We start from the raw sequence: 24063 nt of genomic DNA on the forward strand, positions 1-24063 counted from the left end.
GGTAAGATGTTAGAAAATGATCTAGAAAGATTAAGGAAATCTGCATCAAAAAAACTAACTCCTTTAGATAACTATGCACGCTTTGAATCGTTTACAAAAAACGATATCATAGAAATTGTAGAAGAATTAAGAATACACCAAATTGAACTTGAAATACAAAACGAAGAGCTAAAAACATCTCAAATCGAGTTACTTGCACAAAAAGAGGCATATTTCACATTATTTAATAAAATTCCAGTTGGATATGTTTTGTTAGATGTGAATGCATCGATAATCAGAATGAATGAAACATTTTCTAAGATGATTTTTAAGGAGATAGATAAAGTTTTATTTAAGGGCTTATCCGATTTTATTTATGATCTTGATAAACAAATATTTTTAAGCCGATATCGTGCATTTTTTGAAAATCCTACTAACAAGAAAATGGAGATTCGTTTCAACAAAAATGTAGGGCTTATTTATTGTGAATTAACAGGAAGAATAGAAGACAGTGTTGCATTAACTTCTTCATTAAATTTAAACTCTTCGAAACTTCTATTGCTTGCTATTACGGACATATCTGATCGTAAGATGGCAGAAATTTCATTGTTAAAGAGTAAAGATATACTGGAAAATGCTAGCAGAATAAAATCTAATTTTATAGGAAATGTTAGTCACGAGTTGAGAACTCCTCTTAATTCGATTATAGGATTCTCTCACATACTAAAAGAAAACAATGAGAATAATTTAACTGAGAACCAACTCAAATATTGCTCTAATGTAGAGATTAGTGGTAAACATCTCTTAGCACTGATTAACGATGTTCTCGACATTTCAAAAATAGAATCAGGTGAAGCCCGATTTGAACCTGAGTTATTTAAACTGAATCTGTTGATTCATGAAGTTGTTGAATCTTTAGCTCCCTTTGCCAATAAAAAATCAATTGAGTTGGAGATGACGTTAAAGCATAAAAACATAGGGGTACATGCTGATAGGACAAAAATAAAACAAATTCTTTTGAATCTTTTGAATAATTCTATAAAATTTACTCCCGCGTGTGGCAAAATAATGTTAACTGTGGGTGTGGATGAAGAAAATATAAATATATCAATTTCCGATAATGGAATCGGTATAGCTAAATATAATTACGACAGAATTTTTGAACCTTTTAATCAGGCAGATATGCTCCTTACTAAACAATACGAGGGAACAGGGCTTGGCCTTTCCATTGCCAAAAAGTATGTTGAAATGCACAAGGGACAAATTTGGGTAAAAAGCGAATTAGGAGTAGGAACTACGTTTAACATTAAAATTCCTATAATTGCAAAAAACGTTTGACTTTTGCTTTGAATGTTATATGGACTCGTACATATGCATCAATCATGCCTATGATAATGTTTTGTTGACAAAAAATAAATAAAAACAGGCAGTTTAAAAAACAAATTGATGGCCGTAATGTGGGATATAACTTCCACCTTTATACAAAATATGTTTTGGATACAACAACTTCTCGTACAGCAGATTTGAAATTTATGATGCATTTATTTTTGTTTGAATACAATTTTATTCGTAACTATTCAGCCTACCTAGAGTCAATCCTGTATTACCAACCTTTACACAAAAAGATTAGAAGCTCAAACAATTGTTGGAATAAATGGCATTCCAGCAATTGCATTTCGAATTGCATCCATCACAGGAACCTGATTCTTCTTAACAGTAGAAATGTAACTTCTTACCCGCGAGAAAATTAATGCTCCTTGCATACTTCGGAATGTACCTGATATCTTCTGCTGTACTTTCATCATTCTCACATCCCTTTCTGCAAGATTATTCTCAAATGGAACTTTTAGATCATGCATAAACCTGAGAATATCATTTTTATAACCAATAAACCGATCCAGCAGATTTTTTGCTGTGGTTTGTTTAGTTCTTCCTCGCTTCTTTGATTTGGCTTGAAGTTGAGGATTTTCTTCTATCCCAATATGAATAATCTGGCCGTACCAATCTTCAAACTCTTTAATTCTCTCTGGTTTCATACAACCAGACATTTTTCGGATCTGGTCAACTGACTTTTTGACATCAATAAGTAGAATATTCATAGCTTTTGACCACAATTGATTATCGTTCTCGCTTACACTTGTTAATTCTCGCAATAGATGAGCATTACAGATCGAATGATCACAATCATATTTGTAATATGATTTCCAGAAATAATGAACTACTGTACCATTGAAATTTGGTAAGATTCCCATCGCATTCATTGCTTCAGAGCCTCTTTTTTGATGAGGATAATAACATGTCATTTTGTTTGTAGAAGCAACATGTAACCACTGTCGTTTTCCTTCTATCCTCATACCAGTTTCATCACAATTTATCACAGGAGATTCTATTAAGAAGTTCTTGATCTGCTGTTCGAAATCTTCAAGCGATCTCTCACAATTGCTACATTTGTGTACTTTGTGAATTATAACTTCGTCAGGAACATCTACCATTCTGAGAGTAGTTCCAGGATGGTCTTTCTGACCACCTGGTTTCTTTCCACTCTTTTTTCGTCTGCTTTTTGTTTTTGGTTTCTCATTAATAAAAACATCAGTTGAAGGTGGTTTACTGCTGTTTCGGCTGTTTTTTTTGAGTTGCTCTTCCAACTTTTTAACTCGTTCTTCGAGTTCGGTTATTCTGGCAGCTTGTAGTTCTATGATCCTTTGTTGTTCAGCAATGATGTCGTACAATGTAGTGACAAGAGTGACAACTGCTTCGGGACCTTGTTCATAAACTGCTAGGATTTCTTTGCGTTTCGTGTTCATTCACCTCCTGTTTGGCAAAACCAATTGATTTTTTGGGTGTGAACTTAAATAGAATGCTACTACTTGCTTTTTTCGTAAAAATCCATGTCAGAAGATGAAATAGATTGAGGTGGGGGGATTTTAGCACGCAAAGGTGGCTGAATAGTTACTTTTATTCTATCTTTTACTAAAATTAAATCAGCTCTTTGAGCTCCTGAAAGTGATGTTTGCTTTACATTATATTCATTTTTAGAATAGAGCTCCAATAAAATCTTCAAATTCATATCATCCATGATGTCAATTTCATTAACTTTGTTCTTTCACTTATAACAGATATGAAAATTAGGCTCTGTATAAATCCTCAATATTCGAACAATAATCTGATTTACAAATGTTATCTAATGTATTGCACGATATTTGATTATAATCTCAATTCTAATCTATGTATGTGGATTTTGATAGGATTTCTACAGAGCCGAAAATAACATGATCTATTATTGTAACGTCGTATTAATTAAAACATTTATTTTAGTATAAAAGCTTAATAATATATTTTTAAATTTAAAAGTTGTTTGTGCAAAAGGTTTACACCACCCAGTACAAAAAAATAGACTTACCTATATCCCCTGCTTACTATGTGGGGAATTGGATTTGAAACCACAAATCTATACAAGTATTAATGTTTTACATTCCTTCCAAAAGTGTCAAATATTAGAGATTTGCAATTGTGCACTAAATGTAAATAATAGGAAGGAAAATGAGTGGTACGATCTAAAAATATTGATGTATTTTTTTTAACAAGGGAGGTGATATTTTTGGAAAGAAAATCTGTTAGATCCTCAAATATAAAATCAATAGGATATGATGAAGATGCTTGTATATTGGAAGTAGAGTTCAACAAAAGTTCTATTTATCACTACCATGGGGTTCCTCTTAAGCTTTATAATCGGCTAATGAATGCTTCTTCAAAAGGAAGATTTTTGAAAAACAAGATATATAAGTACAAACACAGTTGCATCAAAAAATAATTTAATCGTGAAGGTTACTTAATTTTCACATTCCTAATATAGAAATATCAAACTTAATAGTTGTTCTATTGTTGACTTTTATTTTCATTTTTAGCTTAAATTTAACCGGAAGTCGTTTAAATTTAACATTTTATCTTTTTTGTCAAACTTGAAATTCGGAAAAAGAATTCTACAGATCCATTACTTAATATGTTCAGTTCGAGGATCATAATAAACTTAGTTATGTTTATTCGATCAAAAATAGGCTATATAGAGGTCCAGATTATTGATTGAACCCGACTTTTAATTGTTCGATGCGGTTTTTTGTCTCACTTATTTCATTGTGTCCTTACTCAATACACGTCCTGTCTCCTTTTCTTTTTTGCTTCTTGTCTCCGTTGCCATCTCTAGATCCATGTCCAAGTCCAAGGGAGTTGTCATTGATACCATCACCATCTTCGTCTATGAAGTTATCACATACACCGTCACCATCTATGAAATTGTTACATCGACCATCGACATCTGCACCTATGAAAGAATTCATGCCTGCTCCCCTTTCCTGGCCTGCAGCTATGGCAGATACTGCTAAAAGACTGACCAACATGAATGTCACAGCAATCACACTAAATGTTCTTATTTTCATTATTTTACCTCATATTATATTCCTATTTGCATATCTCAAGGTTCTAGCTTCTTGTTTATCTGGTGGTACATCCGGCCTGAAACTGCAATTTCCATATTATCAGGGGAAAATATAAACATACTTTATTTCATGAAAACTTTTATGTATACATTCAGGCAAAATAAATCATTTAATACTTTATTTTGAATTAAATTGCTTTATCATCGAGATTATCAAATTAGCTTTTCGCTTTAAAAGCGTAACTCTTTTTTCAAGACTACTGGCACCACTCTGGGCATAGCTTATGCATTGCATTTATATAGCAGAAAATGTGCCAGCCCATGAAATATTATTACGATGTTTCGGACGGAATCTGTACCAGAGATTCAATTGCTAACTATCTGAACACAGATAATGCATCAATATGCCAATTTTTGTATTTCTTAGATATCGATGACATTGCTTCTTATGTTGAAAGTAGCTATTATGCCGATAAGGACTGGCACTTTCGGTATAAGGTTTCGTCAATGATAAAGCTCATCGTTGTGAAATGTTATAGAAACCTCTCATTTGAGAAAACAATATCGACCTTAACAAAAGAAGAAGCGCAGCTTCTTTCTTTTGAAGACAATAACGGCATTATGAATCTTCCATCCCCTGCAACACTGCATCATTTTGTAAAATACAGACTTGGAAAAACTGGACTCGATGAAGTAATGTTCAAAATTGGAAAGAATATCTCTAAAAATACAAAGATTAGAGATGCGAAAACAGATTCAACTCCACTTGAAGCATCAAGATATGACAAGTATGCAGATTACAATCCGCATTATAATTGTAAGATGGACAAAGCTCACATCACCATGATTGGACCACTTCCAATCTACATGACTCATACAAAAGGTGCTTCTCACGATTCTCCTGAATTGAAGAAACATATTGATGCATTGGTAGAAATGGGAGTTGACATTGACACTTATGCATTGGATGGAGGTTATGATTCATTCAGGAATCATGCAGATATCTGGTATAAGTTGAATGCAAAACCAGTGATTGCATACTCTTCGGATTCTAAAGTTCAATACGAGGGAATGATGGAAAGAATTGATCACTGGGTTAACAAAATGTGGAAACTTGGTGGATCTATTCATATGAAATATGAAGAAAAACTTCATTTCCTCTATGAAAATGGAAGAGAAAAACAGGTAGGTATGCACTTGCGAAACAAGAATATCAAAGATGATGGATTCGATGAAGATTATTCGCACAGGGGTGAATGTGAACGAGTACACAATCATATTAAGTGGACTGTAAAGTTCGACATCAGAGGAATGAAAAATAGCAGTAAGAAACTGTATTCAGTTATGAATTTCGTTGCATATCAATTGCTTGTAGCTACAAATTTGCAAAATGGAGTTAAAGAAACGAACTCATTTGCAAATTATGTATGAGGTAATGTCATCAAATTAGAATGGGAGGATTTATGAGCTAATTTGATAATCTCAAATATGACAAATCAATTTTAGCAAAAATAGAAATATACTATCTCCATATACTACACTTAAAAATTGATTTATTTATACAATTTTAAACTTAATAGTGGACCTATTAAATAATTTTGCTAAAAGCGCATGTATAAGAGCTATAGGCAGATAAATTATAGTGCATAGAATCATACCAATCTCATATGGCAAACTGCTTCTATTATCTGGTTTTCCTTTAAATCTATTAACGAAAGAACCCCAAGGGATTCCAGCTGCGTTTCCAAGCATCATAATTCTTATCGACGCAAGAATGCCTTTTGCTTCTCGAAGTCCATAGATTTCTATAATTCGTTCCCAGGATTCTTTAGAAGGATATCCTCTAGAATCAGCGTAATGCTGACCAAATACGACTGCAGACATTTCTTCTTCAGGTACATCATCACTTATTCCTGCGAGCATACTTTGAATCTCTTCATTTGACATACCTGCTTCAAGTGCCATCTTTGTATGCGCATATGAACATACTTCACATCCGTTTACCTCTGTTACAGCAAGCATAATACGCTCAAGGAAATGCTGGCTTAAAAGCTCATTTTTCTTAGCATATAGAAGATCATAGGTTGAAAAAAAGGCTAGATAAGTTATTTTATAAAATTCTCCTAATGAGTACAATTTCCTTCCAAAATTATCTTTCATATCTTTACACTCCTAACATTAAGTATTAGGTGGTTGTTTTTTTACATGTATAGTACATATATTAGATTAAAATACCTATGTCCATACCAAGATTGTTTCTCTTCTCGATGCGCTGAATTAGTTCCTCAACAGTAATCGGTTCAGTATAGATTATGATAAAACACTCCCTTTCTGTAGTTCGTTTGTTCATTAATTTCAGTAGTTCTCTAATTTTGGCATAATCCACTAAATCAACACCACTCGGCACATTTATATACCATTAATATGCCCTCTCCATGTTATCACGACTAGAATTAACACCTGCTCACTGTATCAAAACTGATCTACCACCACTTCTGGACAACATCCCTATTTCAATAAATAGAGATTCTCTTTAAGATCGTGTGGGTAATTTCAATTTCCCCGCCATCAAGAATATCATTGTATTCCTATACATTTCAGTCTTCAATCCATATGATCTCTTGAAAGCTGTCTTGATCTTGTTGTTCAATCCTTCGACAACCCCATTACTGTTATCTCCTTTAATTGATTCCAAAATTCCATACGAATTTCTTTTTATCATCTTTGCCAATGTAATGATCTCTTTAATATTACTATGAGTTCCCCAGTAGTACCATTTTTCCAGATATTCCCTTGCAACTCTTATGTTTTTGATTTCCCAGAATCGTTTTAATGCAAGTTTGAACTTGTAAGCTTTAGCAGTCTTAGTATCTAAATCTTTGATGGATTTTATTTTAATAATTTCTCTATCAGTTAAATTTTCTGGATTCTTCAACCACATGAATCTTGTTTTACCAAGTTCTTTATTCGATTGATATTCACTTCTTCTAACTTTATCGATAGCATCATTCATCATTTTAACAATATGGAATTTACCAACGTCTTCACGATACTTATCAAAAACAACCTTCGCATTCGGGAAATATTCTTTTGCTCCACCTTTGAAAGCAGGAGACATATCCATTGATATGTATTTTATGTTATCAGGATTTGTTTTTGTAGATAGGAAATCTCTAAATTTCCTAAACCCATCCTTTCTCTTTCCATTTTCAATATGGATTACCCTATCTTTATTCAAATCATAGAACAAAGTCACATAACTGTGACCTTTCTTGACAGAAATCTCATCCACTCCAATTATATCAAGATTCGATAGATCCGTTTTCACCATTGATTCCTTAACATAATGACTAAGAATTCTCCATAATGAATCTTCATGACCATTTACCATATCAGCAATAGCAGACACTGTCATTTTTTTGGACATGCAACAAATAAGGCTTCTAAGAAAAGAGTAAATCCAGTATTTAGTCTTGTCCAGGGAACATTTACAAGCTTTACACCGTGTTCATTGCATTTTGTTCGTGGCACTCTTGTATGAAGATATGTTTCATGATGGAAGAAATCGAGATGTCTCCATACCTTTTCTTTAGTATCATGCAATTCACTCAATTTGTTACAAATGGGACAAGGGAACTTCGTTCCCTTGGTAAAATCAAGGTAAATATCCATTCTTTTTTTGGAAGTATTAAGATCAATATCTTTTACAAACCAAGGCGATGACAATCCGAGTGCAATTTGAAGGAGTTCTTTATCTTCCATACTGATTGAATTGGAAGAAATGAATATTAAATTACCCACTCAATGTTGATGAGATCCTTATTTATTTATTCTATTCATTATGTAGAAGAAATATTCTAAACTCAGATATCTCTCATACACCACTCCATCTTTAAATTTGGCATGTTTGTATTTAAGGCTTCTGCCTATAATATATCATACAGTAATTAACACAAAATATATTAAAAATAGGATAATCATTTTGAATCAAGAGCTGGTCTTTCCAGTGTTCTGTAGAAATCTTTATAAGGCAAAAAAGAAAAGTTTGCATAACTTGTACTTTTAACAAAAAATGATGTTATAATTAGAATATAAGTTCTTTACACGATTATTTACTTCCATTTCCTTTTGTGATATGTTTGCAATACGAGACCGTTCGTTTTAAATCATGTATGTACTTTTATTTTCATTGATGTCTTTTTTAAGTCATTCAATTATATCCTTTTAGAAGAATAACTTCGAAACATTAATGTATGGTACTTGTTAACAGATGTCAGCATTAGTGCGTGTTATGTGGTAGCATATACCAGGCAAAAAAATGGCAAGTGATAACTATGTTAGGAATTGATAATCCTCAAATCTGGTTGGCATCTATATTGTGCATTGTTAGTGCATTGGGATGTATGGTCTATGGTCCTTTGAAGTGGAATGAAGAGGAAAGCGAGGAGTGGTAATAAGTGGCGGTAAATACTTCAACACTTGGTATCTTCGTTCTTGTATATCTTCTCGCAGTATTTTACTGTGGCTGGTTGGCTTACAAAAGGACGAAGGATGTAGAAGACTACATGCTTGCCGGAAGGAAGGTAAATCCTTATATTCTTGCTCTTTCCTATGGTGCTGCTTTCATCAGTACAGCGGCTATAATCGGGTTTGGAGGAGTGACGGGAACACTTGGTCTTGGAACTCTCTGGCTTGTGTTCATGAATATCTTTGTGGGTATCTTTATAGCGTTCGTGGTATTTGGTGCAAGGACCAGAAGGATAGGTTTGAACCTTGGTGCTGTAACTTTCCCTGAACTTATCGGAAGGCGTTTCCAGTCTCGTTTCATTCAAGGCTATTCTGGTGCTCTCATTGCTCTTTTTATGCCTCTTTATGCCGGTATCGTCCTTATTGGCGGTGCAAGGTTCATGGAAACCGCATTATGCATGTCAAATATTGCTTTTGCAGGAACAACTGATACCGCATTAAATATAGAAGATGGGACTAAAATTGCATCATTCTATACTATGGAATTGGCAAATACATTCCCTGAACTTGCTTGTTGGGAAGGTTCGTCAGTAGAACATGAAACTACGTACTACAATTTTAACGGGGACATAACTGCATATACCTTTAATGTGGTTAAGAATGATAGATACCAGGAATATATTTTAGTTTCTGCAACAAAGGACAATTATCCAATACTTGAATTTTCAAAGGGCAAATTGCCACACATGGATTCAGATATTAAAGATGGAACACAAAGTCTTGTAACTGATTATGCATCCGAAAATCGTTTATCTATCGAAAAAAGCACACCGATCTATGCGGGTGCAACATTCTATTATGATAAATATGAAATGGTGGACAGTAGAGATAAATCCGAAAAAACCATTTTAGTTGATCGTTTTTCAAAGAATGTAATAGATATAACTAATGCTAAACCATTGGATAATGTGGAGAAAAATACCATACTTGAAAATGAAGATATCCAAGAAGCATGGACAAATTTAGAGTATAGTATGACTGACACCAAATATTCAGCATCACCTATAGCTACAAGAAGTAGTCTTGGTTATATATTCGATGTTCCTTTGAAGCATGGTACATAAGCTGTTCTCCTACTGCAGCAGCTATGGTTCTTGAATACTGGGATGAAAATGGATATTCAAATTTCTCATATGGGGACACCCTAATTGAAGAATTAGCCGATGCAATGGGCACGAATGAAAATGGTATCAATGGTACCAAGATCTCACATATTGATGATGGTATTGAAGAAGTATGTGATTATTATGGATACTCAGACTTTACAATTGTAAATGATGACAATTTATTCATGTCTGAAACAATGTTTGAAATTGATGCAGGCAATCCATTTGTTTTGAGTATGATTTATGGTGGACTTGGAAGTGGGTATACCAATCCATACAATAATCATTCTGTTACATGTATGGGATATTCTGAAGGTACGATTGACTATCTATTCCTACACGACACATGGGACGATGAAGACCACCATTACATAACTTTTGGCGGCATTGGTATTTAAGTAGAGTTTATATGTTATCAGGACCTATATTTGTGCATGAACTGTCCCAAGTGCAAGAGCTCCAATCATAAAAAGAACGGTAAAATCGATGGACTTCAACGCTACAAATGCCATGATTGTGAGTATAACTATTCAGTGGAGCTAAAATCAACTGCTAGCCCCATGTCTGTTAAACGGCAGGCTTTACAACTCTATCTCGAAGGATTAGGATTTCGTTCAATTGGACGTTTTTTAGGAGTTAGCCACGTTTCTGTCCAAAAATGGATAAAGAAGTTTGGTCGTGAATTAGAGGATCTAAAGAGCGAAAATGAAATATCGATTGTTGAATTAGATGAAATGCACACTTATATCGGGAACAAAAAAAATATTGTTGGATCTGGATTGCTGTTGATAGAGATGGAAAAAGGTTCATCGACTGCTCTTTTGGTAGCAGGGGAACGGAAACAGGACTAAAACTCTGGAAAAAATTAAAGGGGAAGGAGATTGGAGAAGTGATGACTGATCACTGGAGGGCATATGCAGAGTTTGTTCCAGAGAAAATTCACACTCAATCCAAAGCTGAAACATATACTGTTGAAGGATATAACAGCATATTCAGGCACTTTCTGGCAAGATTGAGAAGAAAGTCAAAGTGTTATACTAAGAGTCTTGAAATGCTGAAGTACTCTGTTCTTCTTTTGATGAAGTACAGAAATAAAGAATTAGCGATGTTTAATTAACAATGCCAGAATTATTACTGTATAAACTGGATTTTGTCGTTTCATACTAATCACCTGAAAAAGGAAAAAAGAGAGGTAATATTAATCCTCTCCTTACTTGATTAAGGAGTTCTAAATCCTTCGATAGTACTTTTGTTATTTGCGATTAATAAAATGTTGTTATGAGTACTATCTCCTTGACGAGATAAATCTGAGTATTGGAGGTCCATGTAATTTGGATATTGGTCATTAAACACAGCAGTCATTATTGTTTGGTGTAGTGTGTAAATTCCCCATGAATATGCTGCATTGTGAGTTGCTCCAAAATTGTGCCCAAATTCATGAGCTATCAACACACACCTAGCATTATAAGAGCCACTATAACTGCTGAGTAAGCCCGCTGATTTCATCTGAACAACAGAATATGCACGTTCATCACTTCCATTGTAAACGTAGGCTCTTCCAATTTCATTTCCATTAGCTCCAGTAAAATCTTTTCCATAGAGAAGCATTGCCAAATCACTATCGGTTATATCCCTATATGCTGGAATATCGTCTTTAAAGAAATGTAAAGCTTGGCTGGAATTGTAATGTGGATATGGCTGTTTGTTTTGCACTTGAATCAATTGGACTTTGGAGTGTGTATTCTCCATTGACTTCAGATAGTCTAATTGTCGCTGCTTACGTGTTTGTGTCAATATTTTCCCTCACATTTATGAAAGATTTCAAAGATATAGGAGGGAGATATAAATTCACTTCCTTTGAAGATTGGGGTTCATGATGCAGCAATTGTTTGCAGTTTTTTAATACCAATGCCATTGATACTTTTATTGTATAGTGCAATATGTATTCCATGCCTGTATCTAGCTTCATTAGCTTATCTCATATTAGCAGCAAGTTGCATCCAAATCTTGTTTAATGATCCAGTAGCAAAAGGGAATAAACTCAAAGATAGAATGATTATGACCTTAACCATTTCAAGCTTTGTGGGCATATTTACAGAAATAGCATTAGTCTTCTGAAGATATACTCTTTAATTCTTCTAGAGTATTGGTACCTTCTTTCTTTGCTGGTTTCTGGAAGAGTTCTTTTAATTTTGATACTGCATTTTTGTCAATAAAAAATTCATTTACAGTTTTGTATTTGTTCAGAAGCATGCTGATCTTTATATCGGGATATCGGTTGACAAGATAATTCTTTCTGATGGGAACTGCATCAATTCACTTAGATCCTTTGTAAATTCCTTATCCATAAATATCACTCCTTTTCCACAATTGTTGTACTAAGATATCGCTCCCCTGTATCTGGAAGGACAACAACTATCATCTTTCCTTCATTCTCCTTCCGTCTTGCAACATCCAAAGCCGCAAAAAGAGCTGCACCAGATGAGATGCCTGCGAGTATCCCTTCCTTTTTGGCAAGTTCACGTGTCGTCTCAAAGGCATCTTCATTACTGACCGTTATAATTTCATCAATAATATCCACGTTCAGCACATCCGGCACGAAACCGGCACCAATCCCCTGTATCATATGAGGCCCCGGACTGCCGCCGGAAAGTACAGCTGAATCCTTTGGTTCCACAGCTATTGCTTTAAACCCGGGCTTACGAGACTTTAGTTCTTCTGAAACACCCGTAATAGTTCCTCCGGTCCCAACGCCTGCTACCAGTATATCGACCTTTCCTCCGGTATCATCCCATATCTCCCCAGCTGTAGTGCAGCGGTGGATATCAGGATTTGCCGGATTCATGAACTGATGCGGGATAAAAGAATCAGGTGTCTCCTTTCCAATTCTTTCCGCTTCCTCGATAGCTCCTTTCATACCATTTGGGCCAGGGGTGAGCACGATCTCAGCTCCAAGGACCTTCAATATATTTCTCCTCTCAACGCTCATGGTCTCAGGCATTGTCAATATCAGCCTGTAACCTTTAGTAGCACAAACAAAAGCCAGTCCGATACCTGTGTTTCCGGAAGTTGGCTCAATAACGATGGCTCCCTTTTTGAGCATTCCGTCCTTTTCTGCGGTCTCTATCATATTCAAGGCAATACGGTCTTTGATCGAACCCAGTGGATTAAAAGCCTCCACTTTCACAAGGACAGTAGCATAGCATCCTACAGTTATTCTGTTCAACCGTACAAGCGGTGTCTTTCCAACAGTTTTTGTTATATCTTCGTAAATATTTTCCATGTATAAACCCCAATATAACTTCCTGAAATGCTTAAAAATATAGCTGCACTTTCAGGAAGATGTTCTATCCTTGAAAACCAGCTTTGGTTCTTCTATCAGTACTTTAGTATCTGCTGGTACTGATCTCGTTAACCAGACATTACCTCCTATAACGGAGCGCGCTCCTATAACGGTATCACCGCCAAGGATCGTTGAATTGGAATATATCACGACATCATCCTCTATCGTGGGATGTCTTTTAAGGTCACGAAGTATCTGTCCCTCTTCACCCCTTGGGAAACTAAGTGAACCGAGGGTAACCCCCTGGTATATCCTTACATTGTCTCCTATCTCTGAAGTCTCCCCTATGACCACCCCTGTACCATGGTCGATAAAAAATCCTTTTCCGATCTTTGCACCCGGATGGATATCGATTCCAACTACGCTGTGGGCATATTCGGTCATAATACGCGGAAGGATCTTAATATCCTGTTCATTCAACTCATGAGCTATCCTGTAGACCATAAGAGCAAAAATTCCCGGATAACTGAAAATGATCTCATCGTACCCTTTTGCAGCCGGGTCATGCTCATAGGCTGCAATAATATCTGCTGCAAGAAGTGACCTTATCTGTGGTATCTTCCTTAACAGCATAACTGTTTCTTCCTGTCCTTTTTCAATACATTCGGCACAATCCTCTTCCGTGCGACGACACTCATGAAGAATACTGTTCGTCACCTGTTTTGACAGTTTTTCAAAAAGTTCGTTGATCTCATTTCCAATATGATATATCAGATTGCTCCTTTCAACCGTTTGATCTCCAAAATAACCCGGGAAAAGCACATCCTTAAAAAGGTCTATGATCTCAACAATTGATTCCCTTGAAGGTATGACCGCTGAATCAATATGTTCAAAGCAGCCTTTATCTGAGCAGCTACTTGCAACGGAATCGATGATCTCCGGTAATTTTGAACGATAACTCATTCCCATAATTGAATATTGCATCGAACATCGTTTCGTTCTTTTGTCTAACATATCCCGCATCCACTCCTCAAATATCTCATAGGTTTAATATGTTTTAAAATAAAATTTAATTTGGAATAAACTAAACTGAAATACTTGAATGTTCAAGTTGTTACCTATGCCCCATTATTTAATGTGGTATACTTTGATTTAAGCATTATGACATATCTTGCCGCTTTTCTAAATGCGTTTAAAAACAGTTCCAGAATATTTATAAGCTGGAAGTCTATTTCTGAAACTATGCAATTTCAGCGTTCGTTCTCATATTTTTTATTGATCTTGTTATTCATCTTATGCATAGGTTGTGTCTCAGATGATAGTTCAACAAATAATTATGACCAAAACCCTGATCAAGTTCTTTCTGATCCGGATGTTGAAACCTACAATGTAAGTCTCAAAAAGACGGCAGTTCTTGATATTGACAACGGTTATTCTCTTAAGTTGTTGGAAATAAATAGGAAAGAGAATTTTGTTCGTCTCTCCTTTAGAAAGGATGGTCAGGAGTATTTGACCTCTAAATTATTGACTGGTAATAACTATGCAATAAAAGATCCGAATGATGAATTCGTTGTCTATTCTGTAATTGTGGATAAGATCTACGATAACAGTTTTCTCATCGACCTGACCTATACGACAAAGTCGTCCATCTCTCTAGAGGTTCCGGTTTTAGATATTGATCAACAGAAGGTGCCTGAAGTTAGCATTGGCATTGATACTATCTCCCGAAATTATGAGTGGGAATACGATAGTACTAAATTCAGTATGACAGCCGAGTATTACAAAGACAACTATGGGATATATTCTGAAAGAAGCCGAACCCGTGATTTTGATCAGTTCGTAACAGACACATATGATGATACATTAATATCCCAACTTACTTCCCAGGTGGAGAAGATGGCATATGATGGTGGCTATGGGGAAAATGATATTCCCTATATCACCATGGCTTTTGTGCAATCGCTTCCATATGTGAGCGATAGTGCGTCAGCTGGTTATGATGAATACCCGAGGTTCCCATTCGAAACACTCTATCATGGCGGTGGTGATTGTGAAGATTCTTCGATCCTCCTTGCATCCTTACTCTATGATATGGGATATGGTGTAGCACTGATCGAACTTCCCGGACACATGGCTGTAGGCGTTAAAGGAGAAGATGATCTTTCTGGAAGCTATTACAACTATAACGGGGTAAAGTACTATTATCTGGAAACTACAGCTTCCGGCTGGGGTGTGGGTGTCATTCCTGGTGATTACACAAATGAAGAAGCCACCATAAAACCTATTGGGATAGGTTCTCCTGAATTAAGTCTTACATTTACCGGCACTGGTGAGGAGAATTACTATGGGATATATGTCGATCTGGAGATTGTGATCGAGAATGTAGGATCAATTACTGCTGAAGACGTGGTGATATACACAGCTCTTGAAAGCACAGATGAAGGGATGGTCTGGGATCAGATAAAAAGTGATACTATACCTGAAATCGCTCCGGAAAGTAGCATTGTTTACTCAGTTTCCAGACTGAAAGTACCCGATGGTGAAAGTTATCGCGTGGGTATCACGGGATGGGGGTCGAACGTGAATTCTGAATATATCTATAGTGAATGGAGATCCTCTTAAAAAAGATGGTATCAAGTGAAGAACATATTTTTTAAGACTTACCAGAAAAATAGGATAATACCTATAATTGCTAGCATGATACCGTTTTGCATGATAAGGGAGATTGCCATGATCTTCAAACCCAGCTCTGGTCGGAATATTCCTGTGTAATATGGAAGCATGCTCTTTATTCTTGGGACGCTTGCCAGCACTCTCCCTATCAGAAGAGCAAGAATGATATCCTTTGTACTAAGTAGTTGAGCTGAAAGTAAATTTCCCGCGATCGTATATGCAGCTATATTACTGGCAAACCATCCTGCAATTATCGGCAGGGCTTCCGGTGGCACATAATTGACAAGAAAAGAGCTTTTCATAATATTGGCGATCATATCGAATATCCCTGTTTCCATCAGTTGGAAAATAGCAATTGATACGATTGTTGTCGTCAATATCATCCTAATTATCGTTCGTTTTGATCTTTTCAGCGCAATCAATGACGCTTCTTTTAACTTTTTCTTTTCAATATCAGTGTGAAGTATGCCCGATATTCTGGGTGTAAGGAACAAGCGTGCTGCTACTAAAGCTATTAGTGTTTTCACAAACCCTATGAGCACTACAATTCCCAGATAGATCAATCCTGTTGTTCCCAGCAGTGCGACCATTATGGGGAGAAGATCTCTTGAAAGCACTATACTCGAAGGAAATGAATTTACCATTGTTGCAATGATGGTCTCTTTCCGGTCTATGTGCTTATCATAATGTAATTTAGCTATCATCGAGTTTCCCGCTGTGGAAGATCCAAAGGATGTGAGGAAACTAAGCCCTATTTCCTGTCTTAGATGGCCATAGTGCATTAAAGGGGATGCAAGGAATCCAAACTTATTGACCCATCCCATTTCAACCAGAATGGCCATGGCAAGTGTTCCTATAACTATCGGAGGGAGGACCTTTATAAGATATTCGAACGCGAGAAAAAGTGCATCTATCCACATTTGCGGGACAATTGATCATATTAGTTAAGAGCTTTACGCATTCAATCCTTTTTTCTGACTTTCTTAAGGTCCCACATTTCTGCAAAATTATCCAGGAGACTGTCAAGAGTCATACCTTCATTTTGGAGTAAACTGATCAACTTATTTCAGTACTTCACTAATATTCCCTCCACTAAATAAATTATATAATCTCACCTATAACATTTCACTACTAACTTCACTTTCAACCTTTTTTCACCCATTCCTCAACAAAGTGAACAAATAAATCAAATCTAAAAACATCTTCCTCTATTGTTTTTGGTCCCCTTTTCACTTTCCTAAAATGCATTCTCTGGATTGATACCCATGCATTTTTCAACATAAATGATATCAACGCATAGAAATATCGTAGCATTGGATTTCTTGAGGATGTTTTCGGTTTCACCACATTCCGCATTCGATATGATGATTCAATCGCAAATCGCTTCCTGTAGATCATACTAATCTTTCCGGGTTCCCAATCAATTCCATAAACAACAAACCCTAGATTCTCACAACCATTCTTCCCTCTCTTTCCTTTCAGATACTTAACATCAATAGCAATATCAAGTCCCACATCTCCTTTCTTATTCTTCATGACGTACTTTTCATAGCGTTTATTATTTCCATCAAGAATATCTTTTATTCTCTTTCCCTTTCTTACAACAGGAGTGATATGTGGAATGTCATTCTCCTGCAAAAATGTAAAAACATCTCTGGAATAAAATTCTCTGTCCAAACAAATAATATTTATTTTGAGATTGATTTTATCAACTACGTCTATGAAATATTTCAGATAATCTGTCTTCGTTTTGCCTTTTTCCACAGGTAACATGGAAATTGTAAATCTTGTGTATTTGTTTATAATGCAAAGAGAAATATAAGAGTAGAATGAGTTTGTTGATTTCTTAGCTTGTCCTCGAATCACATAGTTTTCATTGACATAATTCACTTCTCCATAGTATGGATCATTTGTATAATCGATGGCAAGATCATACTTTTTATTTGAATCAAGGGTTTTGTGGGATGATTGCAAGAGAATCTTTGCATTGTTTTCAATGAGCTGATCGAAATCAATCTTATGTAAATGATATCTCATTGATGTTTCACATGGAGTATTATGATATTGTTTACCAATCGAATGAATTGAAAGTTTATCGGTGGACATTCCGAGAATATTAGTGAAGAGGTCTTTAGGAGTAAGTGATCCATTTATTGAAATGGGAATGTTGTCCAGAAGTGGTGGTAGAACAGTTTTGATACAGTGAGCAGGTGTTAATTCTAGTCGTGATAACATGGAGGGGGCATTTTAAAGGTATATAAATGTGCCGAGTGGTGTTGATTTAGTGGATTATGCCAAAATTAGAGAACTACTGAATTTGATAATTTCGTAATCATAAGGCCTTTTTTGTAGAAGCCACAAAATAATGTGGATGAAACATGAGATATTCACTTTGAGATCATACAGTAATCCTCAGTGACAATAAAACAAATATAGCTAACTATTGAAATTATGTCTTACCCATTTAGGTATCCACCATCATTAAAGGAAATTTGAACTTTGATCGGAGCTATTAATTTATACTGTCTTCATATATTCGAATAATATTAAAGCTGATAATGGATTGCTAATCAAAGAATAAATATAAAAACTAGTAGCAGAAGTACTAAGTATTAGATACATCACTTATTGATGATTGCACTGATCCACTCAAAAACAACAACAAACCCCCTATAAATAATAATATATACTTCAAAGAATCTACATGAAATTATTTAAGTAAAGATCGATATAGGTGAATACGATGGTTCAAGACACAACACCCACAAAAGCAGATATCAGTCTACCTGATAAATGGGATGTTGCTGTTATTCCAAAAGAACCAACCTATTTTGATCGTTTCTTACCTACTACACACCAGCAGACTACGCTGACAGAATGTGGTATTGACCCGGGGGATGAATATGCTTTACCACACCCAAAAATACGTGTACTTGCAATAAGACAGCCTTGGGCATCACTTATCATTCGTGGTCTGAAGAATATAGAAGTACGTTCAAAGAACACTTATGTTCGAGGAACGATAGCCATCTATGCAAGCAGATCAATTATTCGGAAAAAAGACCTGAAATTGGTGAACGAGAACTATGATATCCCCATTGAACAGCTTGATGATCTGCCTACAGGAATGATAATCGGAACAGTGAACCTTGTTGAATGCAAAGAATATGAATCGGATTTTCATTTTAAGCTTGACCAAAGACGACATTTGAATCCGGAAGAGAGTTATTCCAAGAACATAAAAGGATGGTTCTTAAAGTCTCCACGTCCGATAGAACCTGTCAATTACAAATTCAATGGAGAAGTTGTCTGGAGTCTGGCAAATACTGATATCCTTCAGCAAACTACTTAAGATCTTGAAAGTGTTTTTATTTTTCTATCCGATTAGTTATGAATTATGTATAGGCATTGGAATGAGCCGATCTAATTGATATATCAAATTTAAAATTATATCTTTATATACATGTACTGCATAATACAAAGCAAATTAAAGAGATAAAATCAATATCTGTTAAATCGAAAATAAATTAATTTGAACTGACTTTTGATCTGAAATTATCTAAACAGATTAAAGGATTTTATTTAACTTCAAATAACAGTATTCCATGGAGAAAATCGCGATGAGTGACGATTACGATGCAACACACATTCAAGTTCTTGAAGGGCTGGAAGCAGTACGCAAACGACCCAGCATGTATATTGGAAGTGTAGATACCAGAGGACTTCATCACCTCGTATATGAGGTAGTTGACAATAGTATTGATGAGGCACTTGCCGGTTTTTGTAAAAATATAGACGTATCGATAAATGCAGATGGTTCTGTCACCGTTGTAGATGACGGTCGTGGAATCCCTGTCGACAATCATCCAAAATATAAGAAATCCGCACTTGAGGTCGTACTGACCGTTCTCCACGCAGGTGGAAAGTTCGACAAGAGCAACTACAAAGTATCCGGTGGTCTCCACGGAGTCGGAGTATCCGTTGTGAACGCCCTTTCCGAATGGATGGAAGTCGAGGTCAAGCGTGATGGAAAACTATACTACCAGCGCTATGAACGCGGAGCACCTACATCCGATGTAACGGTCATTGGGGATGCAAAAGGCACAGGAACAAAAAGCACGTTCATGCCTGACTCCCAAATATTCGAAACGACCGAATTCAGTTACGGGACACTGATTACAAGACTCAGGGAACTGGCTTTCCTGAATAAAGGTATCAGAATAACTATTACAGATTCACGTGAAGAAGAACTTGAGCAAGACGTTTTCGAATATGAAGGCGGTATAATCTCTTTCGTTGAACACCTGAACCAGAGCAGGACAGCTCTTCACAAGACACCTATCTATTTCGAGCGTGAAAAGGAAGGAACGATCGTCGAGATAGCTATGCAATACACCGACAGCTACGGTGAATATGTATATTCTTTTGCTAATAACATCAACACGTATGAAGGTGGTACTCACCTTATTGGGTTCAAGACAGCATTAACGCGTGTTGCTAACGATTATATCAAGAAGAACAATGTGGTCAAAGGCGATGAGAAGCTCACAGGTGAGGATATCCGCGAGGGACTCGCTGCCATCATCAGTGTTAAGCTGACAGAACCACAGTTCGAAGGTCAGACCAAAACAAAGCTTGGTAACAGTGAACTTAAAGGGATCGTTGATTCCATGGTGTCCGAGGGTCTCTCCGAATACATGGAAGAGAACCCGAAAGTGGCAGTAATCATCTTCCAGAAGGCACTGGATGCCAGACGTGCAAGGGAAGCTGCTAAGAAGGCACGTGAACTTACACGCAGGAAAAGTGCCCTTGAGATCGGCACTCTGCCAGGTAAACTTGCAGACTGTTCCGAGAAGGACCCATCTGTAAGCGAAGTATATCTTGTGGAAGGAGATTCTGCAGGCGGTTCAGCTAAACAGGGACGTAACCGTAGATTCCAGGCGATCCTGCCATTCAGGGGTAAGATCATCAATGTCGAAAAGGCACGTCTTTCAAAGGTCCTGAAGAACAATGAGGTCCTCTCACTTATTACTGCCATGGGTACAGGCATAGCTGAAGATTATAATATTGAAAAGGCACGTTATCACAAAGTGATAATAATGACCGATGCTGATGTTGATGGTGCTCATATTCGTACACTGATCCTTACATTCTTTTTCAGGTACATGGCTCCGCTTATTGATGCAGGATATGTTTACATTGCACAACCCCCGCTTTACCGTATAAAGAAAGGCAAAGCCGAACATTATGTATATTCTGACAGGGAACTTGCAGCAAAGCTTGAAGAGATCGGTGAGAATAATACCTATGTGCAGCGCTATAAGGGTCTTGGAGAAATGAACCCAGAACAACTTTGGGAGACCACAATGAACCCTGATACAAGGACATTGTTGCAGGTCACCATGGATGACGCAGCCGCTGCTGATGAGATGTTCTCTGTTCTTATGGGTGATGAAGTTGCACCACGTAAAGCATTCATACAGAAATATGCGAAGGAAGTCGTTAATCTGGATCTATGAGGTGATATAAATGGCAGATAACATGAATAATGAACCTGGCGATGTACAGCCAAATGATGAACCTCTGGATATAAAGCCCACAGATACCAGTGAAAGGATCGTCCCTATCCTGATTCAGGATGAGATGAAGAATTCCTATATCGATTATGCAATGAGCGTAATAGTTGGAAGGGCTTTACCAGATGCACGTGATGGTCTCAAACCGGTACACAGGCGTATACTCTATGCCATGAAAGAAGCCGGCATGACATATGATAAAGCATACAAGAAGTCTGCCCGTGTGGTGGGAGACGTTCTTGGTAAATATCACCCACATGGCGATACTGCAGTTTATGATTCTCTTGTGAGAATGGTGCAGGAATTTTCCCTAAGATATCCCTTGATCGATGGTCAGGGTAACTTCGGTTCAATTGACGGTGATTCCGCAGCAGCTATGCGATATACCGAGTCCCGAATGGACCGTATCTCCAACGAGATGCTCGCAGATATTGATAAGGAGACAGTTCTATACAGGCCCAACTACGATGGTTCTCTAAAGGAGCCGACCGTACTTCCTGCAAGACTACCAAATCTTCTTATCAATGGTTCTACAGGAATTGCAGTGGGAATGGCCACCAATATGGCACCACACAATCTTGGGGAGGTCATTGATGCCACTTTAATGCTTATTGAGGATCCTGAGACCCCCATTTCCAGTCTAATGGAAATAGTCAAAGGTCCTGATTTTCCAACAGGCGGAGTTATCCTTGGTCATCAGGGTATAAAGTCCGCATATGAGACTGGAAGAGGGCCTATCAAGATACGGGCGGTTACCTCTATAGAAGAAATGAAGAACGACAAGAAGCGTATCGTTGTTTCGGAACTGCCATACCAGGTCAATAAATCAAGATTAATCGAAAACATTGCTGCTCTTGTAAGGGAAAAGAAGATAGTCGGCATTTCAGACCTTCGTGATGAATCTGACCGTGATGGTATCCGCGTTTCTATTGAACTTACAAGGAACACAAATCCTGAAGTTATACTGAACCAGCTTTACAAGCATACCCAGATGCAGACGACTTTTGGTATCATCAACCTTGCACTTGTCGATAATATTCCAAGGGAATTGACCCTTAAGGAACTGCTTCAGATATACCTTGAGCATAGGATCGATGTCATACTCAAACGTTCCATGTTCGATATGAGAAAGGCTGATGAGAAAGCCCATATCCTTAAGGGATTAATGATCGCTCTTGACCATATCGATGAGGTCATAGCTCTGATTCGCGGTTCAAATGCTGTGGATGAGGCCAAGGAAGGGCTAATGACCAGGTTCGGGCTTGATGAAGTTCAAGCAAAGGCCATCCTGGATATGCGTTTGCAGAAGTTGACAGGACTGGAAAGGCAGAAGATAGAGGATGAGCATGGAGAGCTTGTCAAGCTTATCGAGGACCTGAAAGACATCATTGAAAGTGATGAAAGGAAATATAGCATCATAAAGGAAGAGTTACATGCCATCCGCGAAAGGTTTGCAGATAAGCGAAGGACAGAGATCACAGGTTCACATGTCGAATTTGAGGATGAGGATCTGATCCCTGTAGAAGAGGTTATCGTTACGATCACCAATAGCGGCTATATCAAGAGGATGCCTGTGGATACCTACAGTCAGCAGCACAGGGGTGGAAAAGGAGTCATTGGAATGGAAACAAAGGAACAGGATGTCGTTGAAGATATCTTTATATCATCCACTCATGATTACCTGATGTTCTTCACCAACCGCGGAAAAGTCCACTGGAAAAAGGTTTACGGTCTCCCAGAAGGAAGTCGTCAGTCAAAGGGTAAGGCTGTTGTAAACCTGCTTGATCTTGCTGAGAATGAATCCGTTACTGCAACAATAACAGTGAAGGAATTCGAAGAGGATAAGTTCTTATTTATGGCAACACGAATGGGAACTGTAAAGAAGACCCCATTGTCGGATTTCAGTAATGTGAGAAAGGCCGGTATCATTGCGCTCAAACTTGATGAAGGGGACGAGCTTGTCAATGTGGCACTCACGGACGGCTCCAAGGAAATAATGATGGTCTCAAGACATGGAAAGGCCATCAGATTCTGTGAAAGGGATGTCCGTCCAATGGGTCGTACTGCAAGAGGTGTTCGTGGAATGAGGCTTACCGGCGATGATATTGTGGTAAGTCTTGATATTGTTGACCTGAGCACAAAACTACTCACCATCACAGAGAACGGATATGGAAAACGTACAACGTTTGACGAGTACCGTGGAATGAAACGTGGCGGACAGGGTGTGATCACCATAGTGACAAGTCTCAGGAACGGTCCTGTAATAAATGTAAAGGCCGTTAAAGAGGAAGATGAGGTCATGGTGACAAGTTCTGAAGGAATTTTCATCAGAATTCCTGTGAAGGATATACGTGCACAGGGAAGAAACACACAGGGTGTCAAAATTATGAATGTGCGCCCCGGCGACAAGGTTGTGGGTGTTGCAAGAATTAAAAATGAGGAATGACACAAACTAAACACTTTTAAATATTGACCATATTTACTAGA

Annotated in this window: 19 protein-coding genes and 3 pseudogenes; 11 read left to right on the forward strand and 11 right to left on the reverse strand. The window is 37.1% G+C overall.

Translation table 11 applies throughout. The features are described 5' to 3' along the window. Window positions 1-6 precede the first annotated feature (6 nt). The gene (locus tag MBUR_RS12810; RefSeq protein WP_011498554.1) at window positions 7-1317 is read left to right on the forward strand and encodes a PAS domain-containing sensor histidine kinase; all 1311 of its coding nucleotides are present in this window, start codon (window positions 7-9) and stop codon (window positions 1315-1317) included. A gap of 296 nt (window positions 1318-1613) precedes the next feature. Here the strand turns inward: MBUR_RS12810 and tnpC are convergent, their stop codons facing one another. Further along, window positions 1614-2783: an IS66 family transposase gene (tnpC, locus tag MBUR_RS02035; RefSeq protein WP_011498555.1), complete on the reverse strand. Its 1170-nt coding sequence runs from the start codon at window positions 2781-2783 to the stop codon at window positions 1614-1616. A 59-nt stretch (window positions 2784-2842) separates the two neighbouring features. Beyond that, on the reverse strand, window positions 2843-3055 hold the full coding sequence (locus tag MBUR_RS02040; protein WP_048063156.1) for a hypothetical protein: 213 nt from the start codon (window positions 3053-3055) through the stop codon (window positions 2843-2845). Window positions 3056-3568: 513 nt separating this feature from the next. Here MBUR_RS02040 and MBUR_RS14705 point away from each other — a divergent pair. Further along, on the forward strand, window positions 3569-3790 hold the full coding sequence (locus MBUR_RS14705; protein WP_394295784.1) for a KTSC domain-containing protein: 222 nt from the start codon (window positions 3569-3571) through the stop codon (window positions 3788-3790). 328 nt (window positions 3791-4118) lie between these two features. On the opposite strand, the gene MBUR_RS02050 is transcribed toward MBUR_RS14705, so the two are convergent. Next, window positions 4119-4412, reverse strand: a complete 294-nt coding sequence (locus MBUR_RS02050) for a hypothetical protein (protein WP_011498556.1) — start codon at window positions 4410-4412, stop codon at window positions 4119-4121. 308 nt (window positions 4413-4720) lie between these two features. On the opposite strand from MBUR_RS02050, the gene MBUR_RS02055 reads away from it, so the two are divergent. After that, entirely contained in the window at window positions 4721-5842 is a 1122-nt protein-coding gene (locus MBUR_RS02055) for an ISNCY-like element ISMbu11 family transposase (RefSeq protein ID WP_048063158.1), read from the forward strand. A gap of 126 nt (window positions 5843-5968) precedes the next feature. Here MBUR_RS02055 and MBUR_RS02060 read toward each other — a convergent pair whose 3' ends face one another. Next, window positions 5969-6571, reverse strand: a complete 603-nt coding sequence (locus MBUR_RS02060) for a carboxymuconolactone decarboxylase family protein (protein ID WP_011498558.1) — start codon at window positions 6569-6571, stop codon at window positions 5969-5971. Between the two features lie 373 nt (window positions 6572-6944). Beyond that, window positions 6945-8173: pseudogene (locus MBUR_RS02070) on the reverse strand (ISL3 family transposase). Between the two features lie 572 nt (window positions 8174-8745). On the opposite strand from MBUR_RS02070, the gene MBUR_RS14600 reads away from it, so the two are divergent. The 4 genes and pseudogenes from MBUR_RS14600 to MBUR_RS13275 all read left to right on the forward strand — a co-directional run bounded on the left by MBUR_RS14600 (window position 8746) and on the right by MBUR_RS13275 (window position 11161). Beyond that, window positions 8746-8865, forward strand: a complete 120-nt coding sequence (locus tag MBUR_RS14600; RefSeq protein WP_332244237.1) for a symporter small accessory protein — start codon at window positions 8746-8748, stop codon at window positions 8863-8865. 3 nt (window positions 8866-8868) lie between these two features. Then, window positions 8869-9333: pseudogene (locus MBUR_RS02075) on the forward strand (sodium:solute symporter family protein); the annotation flags it as partial. Window positions 9334-10025: 692 nt separating this feature from the next. Next, entirely contained in the window at window positions 10026-10442 is a 417-nt protein-coding gene (locus MBUR_RS02080; protein ID WP_011498561.1) for a C39 family peptidase, read from the forward strand. Between the two features lie 36 nt (window positions 10443-10478). Beyond that, a protein-coding gene (locus MBUR_RS13275) for an IS1 family transposase (protein WP_157196622.1) occupies window positions 10479-11161 on the forward strand; the annotation gives its coding sequence in 2 pieces (ribosomal slippage) (window positions 10479-10799 and window positions 10802-11161; 681 coding nt in all). A 101-nt stretch (window positions 11162-11262) separates the two neighbouring features. On the opposite strand, the gene MBUR_RS02095 is transcribed toward MBUR_RS13275, so the two are convergent. The 4 genes from MBUR_RS02095 to epsC all read right to left on the reverse strand — a co-directional run bounded on the left by MBUR_RS02095 (window position 11263) and on the right by epsC (window position 14350). Next, a complete protein-coding gene (locus MBUR_RS02095; RefSeq protein WP_048063161.1) occupies window positions 11263-11838 on the reverse strand; it encodes a reprolysin-like metallopeptidase in 576 nt (191 codons plus the stop codon). A 312-nt stretch (window positions 11839-12150) separates the two neighbouring features. Continuing rightward, the gene (locus tag MBUR_RS13725) at window positions 12151-12297 is read right to left on the reverse strand and encodes a hypothetical protein (RefSeq protein WP_157196623.1); all 147 of its coding nucleotides are present in this window, start codon (window positions 12295-12297) and stop codon (window positions 12151-12153) included. A 100-nt stretch (window positions 12298-12397) separates the two neighbouring features. After that, window positions 12398-13327 (reverse strand): cysteine synthase A, encoded by a 930-nt coding sequence (gene cysK / locus MBUR_RS02105; protein ID WP_011498563.1) that lies wholly within the window; start codon window positions 13325-13327, stop codon window positions 12398-12400. 51 nt (window positions 13328-13378) lie between these two features. After that, on the reverse strand, window positions 13379-14350 hold the full coding sequence (gene epsC, locus MBUR_RS02110; protein WP_052286182.1) for a serine O-acetyltransferase EpsC: 972 nt from the start codon (window positions 14348-14350) through the stop codon (window positions 13379-13381). Window positions 14351-14569: 219 nt separating this feature from the next. On the opposite strand from epsC, the gene MBUR_RS02115 reads away from it, so the two are divergent. Continuing rightward, on the forward strand, window positions 14570-15949 hold the full coding sequence (locus MBUR_RS02115) for a hypothetical protein (protein WP_157196624.1): 1380 nt from the start codon (window positions 14570-14572) through the stop codon (window positions 15947-15949). 38 nt (window positions 15950-15987) lie between these two features. Here MBUR_RS02115 and MBUR_RS02120 read toward each other — a convergent pair whose 3' ends face one another. Further along, window positions 15988-16920 carry a nucleoside recognition domain-containing protein gene (locus MBUR_RS02120; protein ID WP_011498566.1) on the reverse strand — a complete coding sequence of 311 codons (933 nt, stop codon included), beginning with the start codon at window positions 16918-16920 and terminating at the stop codon, window positions 15988-15990. 191 nt (window positions 16921-17111) lie between these two features. Next, a pseudogene (locus MBUR_RS02125) lies at window positions 17112-18235 on the reverse strand (ISH3-like element ISMbu7 family transposase). A gap of 508 nt (window positions 18236-18743) precedes the next feature. Between MBUR_RS02125 and MBUR_RS12820 the strand changes: the two are divergent. The 3 genes from MBUR_RS12820 to gyrA all read left to right on the forward strand — a co-directional run bounded on the left by MBUR_RS12820 (window position 18744) and on the right by gyrA (window position 24022). Beyond that, window positions 18744-19352 carry an ASCH domain-containing protein gene (locus tag MBUR_RS12820; protein WP_011498568.1) on the forward strand — a complete coding sequence of 203 codons (609 nt, stop codon included), beginning with the start codon at window positions 18744-18746 and terminating at the stop codon, window positions 19350-19352. A 268-nt stretch (window positions 19353-19620) separates the two neighbouring features. Continuing rightward, window positions 19621-21519 carry a DNA topoisomerase (ATP-hydrolyzing) subunit B gene (gene gyrB, locus MBUR_RS02135; RefSeq protein WP_011498569.1) on the forward strand — a complete coding sequence of 633 codons (1899 nt, stop codon included), beginning with the start codon at window positions 19621-19623 and terminating at the stop codon, window positions 21517-21519. A 10-nt stretch (window positions 21520-21529) separates the two neighbouring features. Then, window positions 21530-24022, forward strand: coding sequence for a DNA gyrase subunit A (gyrA, locus tag MBUR_RS02140; protein ID WP_011498570.1), 2493 nt, complete (start codon window positions 21530-21532; stop codon window positions 24020-24022). Window positions 24023-24063 lie beyond the last annotated feature (41 nt).

The organism is Methanococcoides burtonii DSM 6242, from assembly GCF_000013725.1.
GTDB lineage: Archaea > Halobacteriota > Methanosarcinia > Methanosarcinales > Methanosarcinaceae > Methanococcoides > Methanococcoides burtonii.

Bases quoted from the DNA above. Each gene is read 5' to 3' on its own strand.
- MBUR_RS12810 (WP_011498554.1), top strand. From the start codon at position 7: ATGTTAGAAAATGATCTAGAAAGATTAAGGAAATCTGCATCAAAAAAA.
- tnpC (WP_011498555.1), bottom strand. From the start codon at position 2,783: ATGAACACGAAACGCAAAGAAATCCTAGCAGTTTATGAACAAGGTCCC.
- MBUR_RS02040 (WP_048063156.1), bottom strand. From the start codon at position 3,055: ATGGATGATATGAATTTGAAGATTTTATTGGAGCTCTATTCTAAAAAT.
- MBUR_RS02050 (WP_011498556.1), bottom strand. From the start codon at position 4,412: ATGAAAATAAGAACATTTAGTGTGATTGCTGTGACATTCATGTTGGTC.
- MBUR_RS02055 (WP_048063158.1), top strand. From the start codon at position 4,721: ATGTGCCAGCCCATGAAATATTATTACGATGTTTCGGACGGAATCTGT.
- MBUR_RS02060 (WP_011498558.1), bottom strand. From the start codon at position 6,571: ATGAAAGATAATTTTGGAAGGAAATTGTACTCATTAGGAGAATTTTAT.
- MBUR_RS14600 (WP_332244237.1), top strand. From the start codon at position 8,746: ATGTTAGGAATTGATAATCCTCAAATCTGGTTGGCATCTATATTGTGC.
- MBUR_RS02080 (WP_011498561.1), top strand. From the start codon at position 10,026: ATGGTTCTTGAATACTGGGATGAAAATGGATATTCAAATTTCTCATAT.
- MBUR_RS13725 (WP_157196623.1), bottom strand. From the start codon at position 12,297: ATGCTTCTGAACAAATACAAAACTGTAAATGAATTTTTTATTGACAAA.
- cysK (WP_011498563.1), bottom strand. From the start codon at position 13,327: ATGGAAAATATTTACGAAGATATAACAAAAACTGTTGGAAAGACACCG.
- epsC (WP_052286182.1), bottom strand. From the start codon at position 14,350: ATGCGGGATATGTTAGACAAAAGAACGAAACGATGTTCGATGCAATAT.
- MBUR_RS02115 (WP_157196624.1), top strand. From the start codon at position 14,570: ATGCAATTTCAGCGTTCGTTCTCATATTTTTTATTGATCTTGTTATTC.
- MBUR_RS02120 (WP_011498566.1), bottom strand. From the start codon at position 16,920: ATGTGGATAGATGCACTTTTTCTCGCGTTCGAATATCTTATAAAGGTC.
- MBUR_RS12820 (WP_011498568.1), top strand. From the start codon at position 18,744: ATGGTTCAAGACACAACACCCACAAAAGCAGATATCAGTCTACCTGAT.
- gyrB (WP_011498569.1), top strand. From the start codon at position 19,621: ATGAGTGACGATTACGATGCAACACACATTCAAGTTCTTGAAGGGCTG.
- gyrA (WP_011498570.1), top strand. From the start codon at position 21,530: ATGGCAGATAACATGAATAATGAACCTGGCGATGTACAGCCAAATGAT.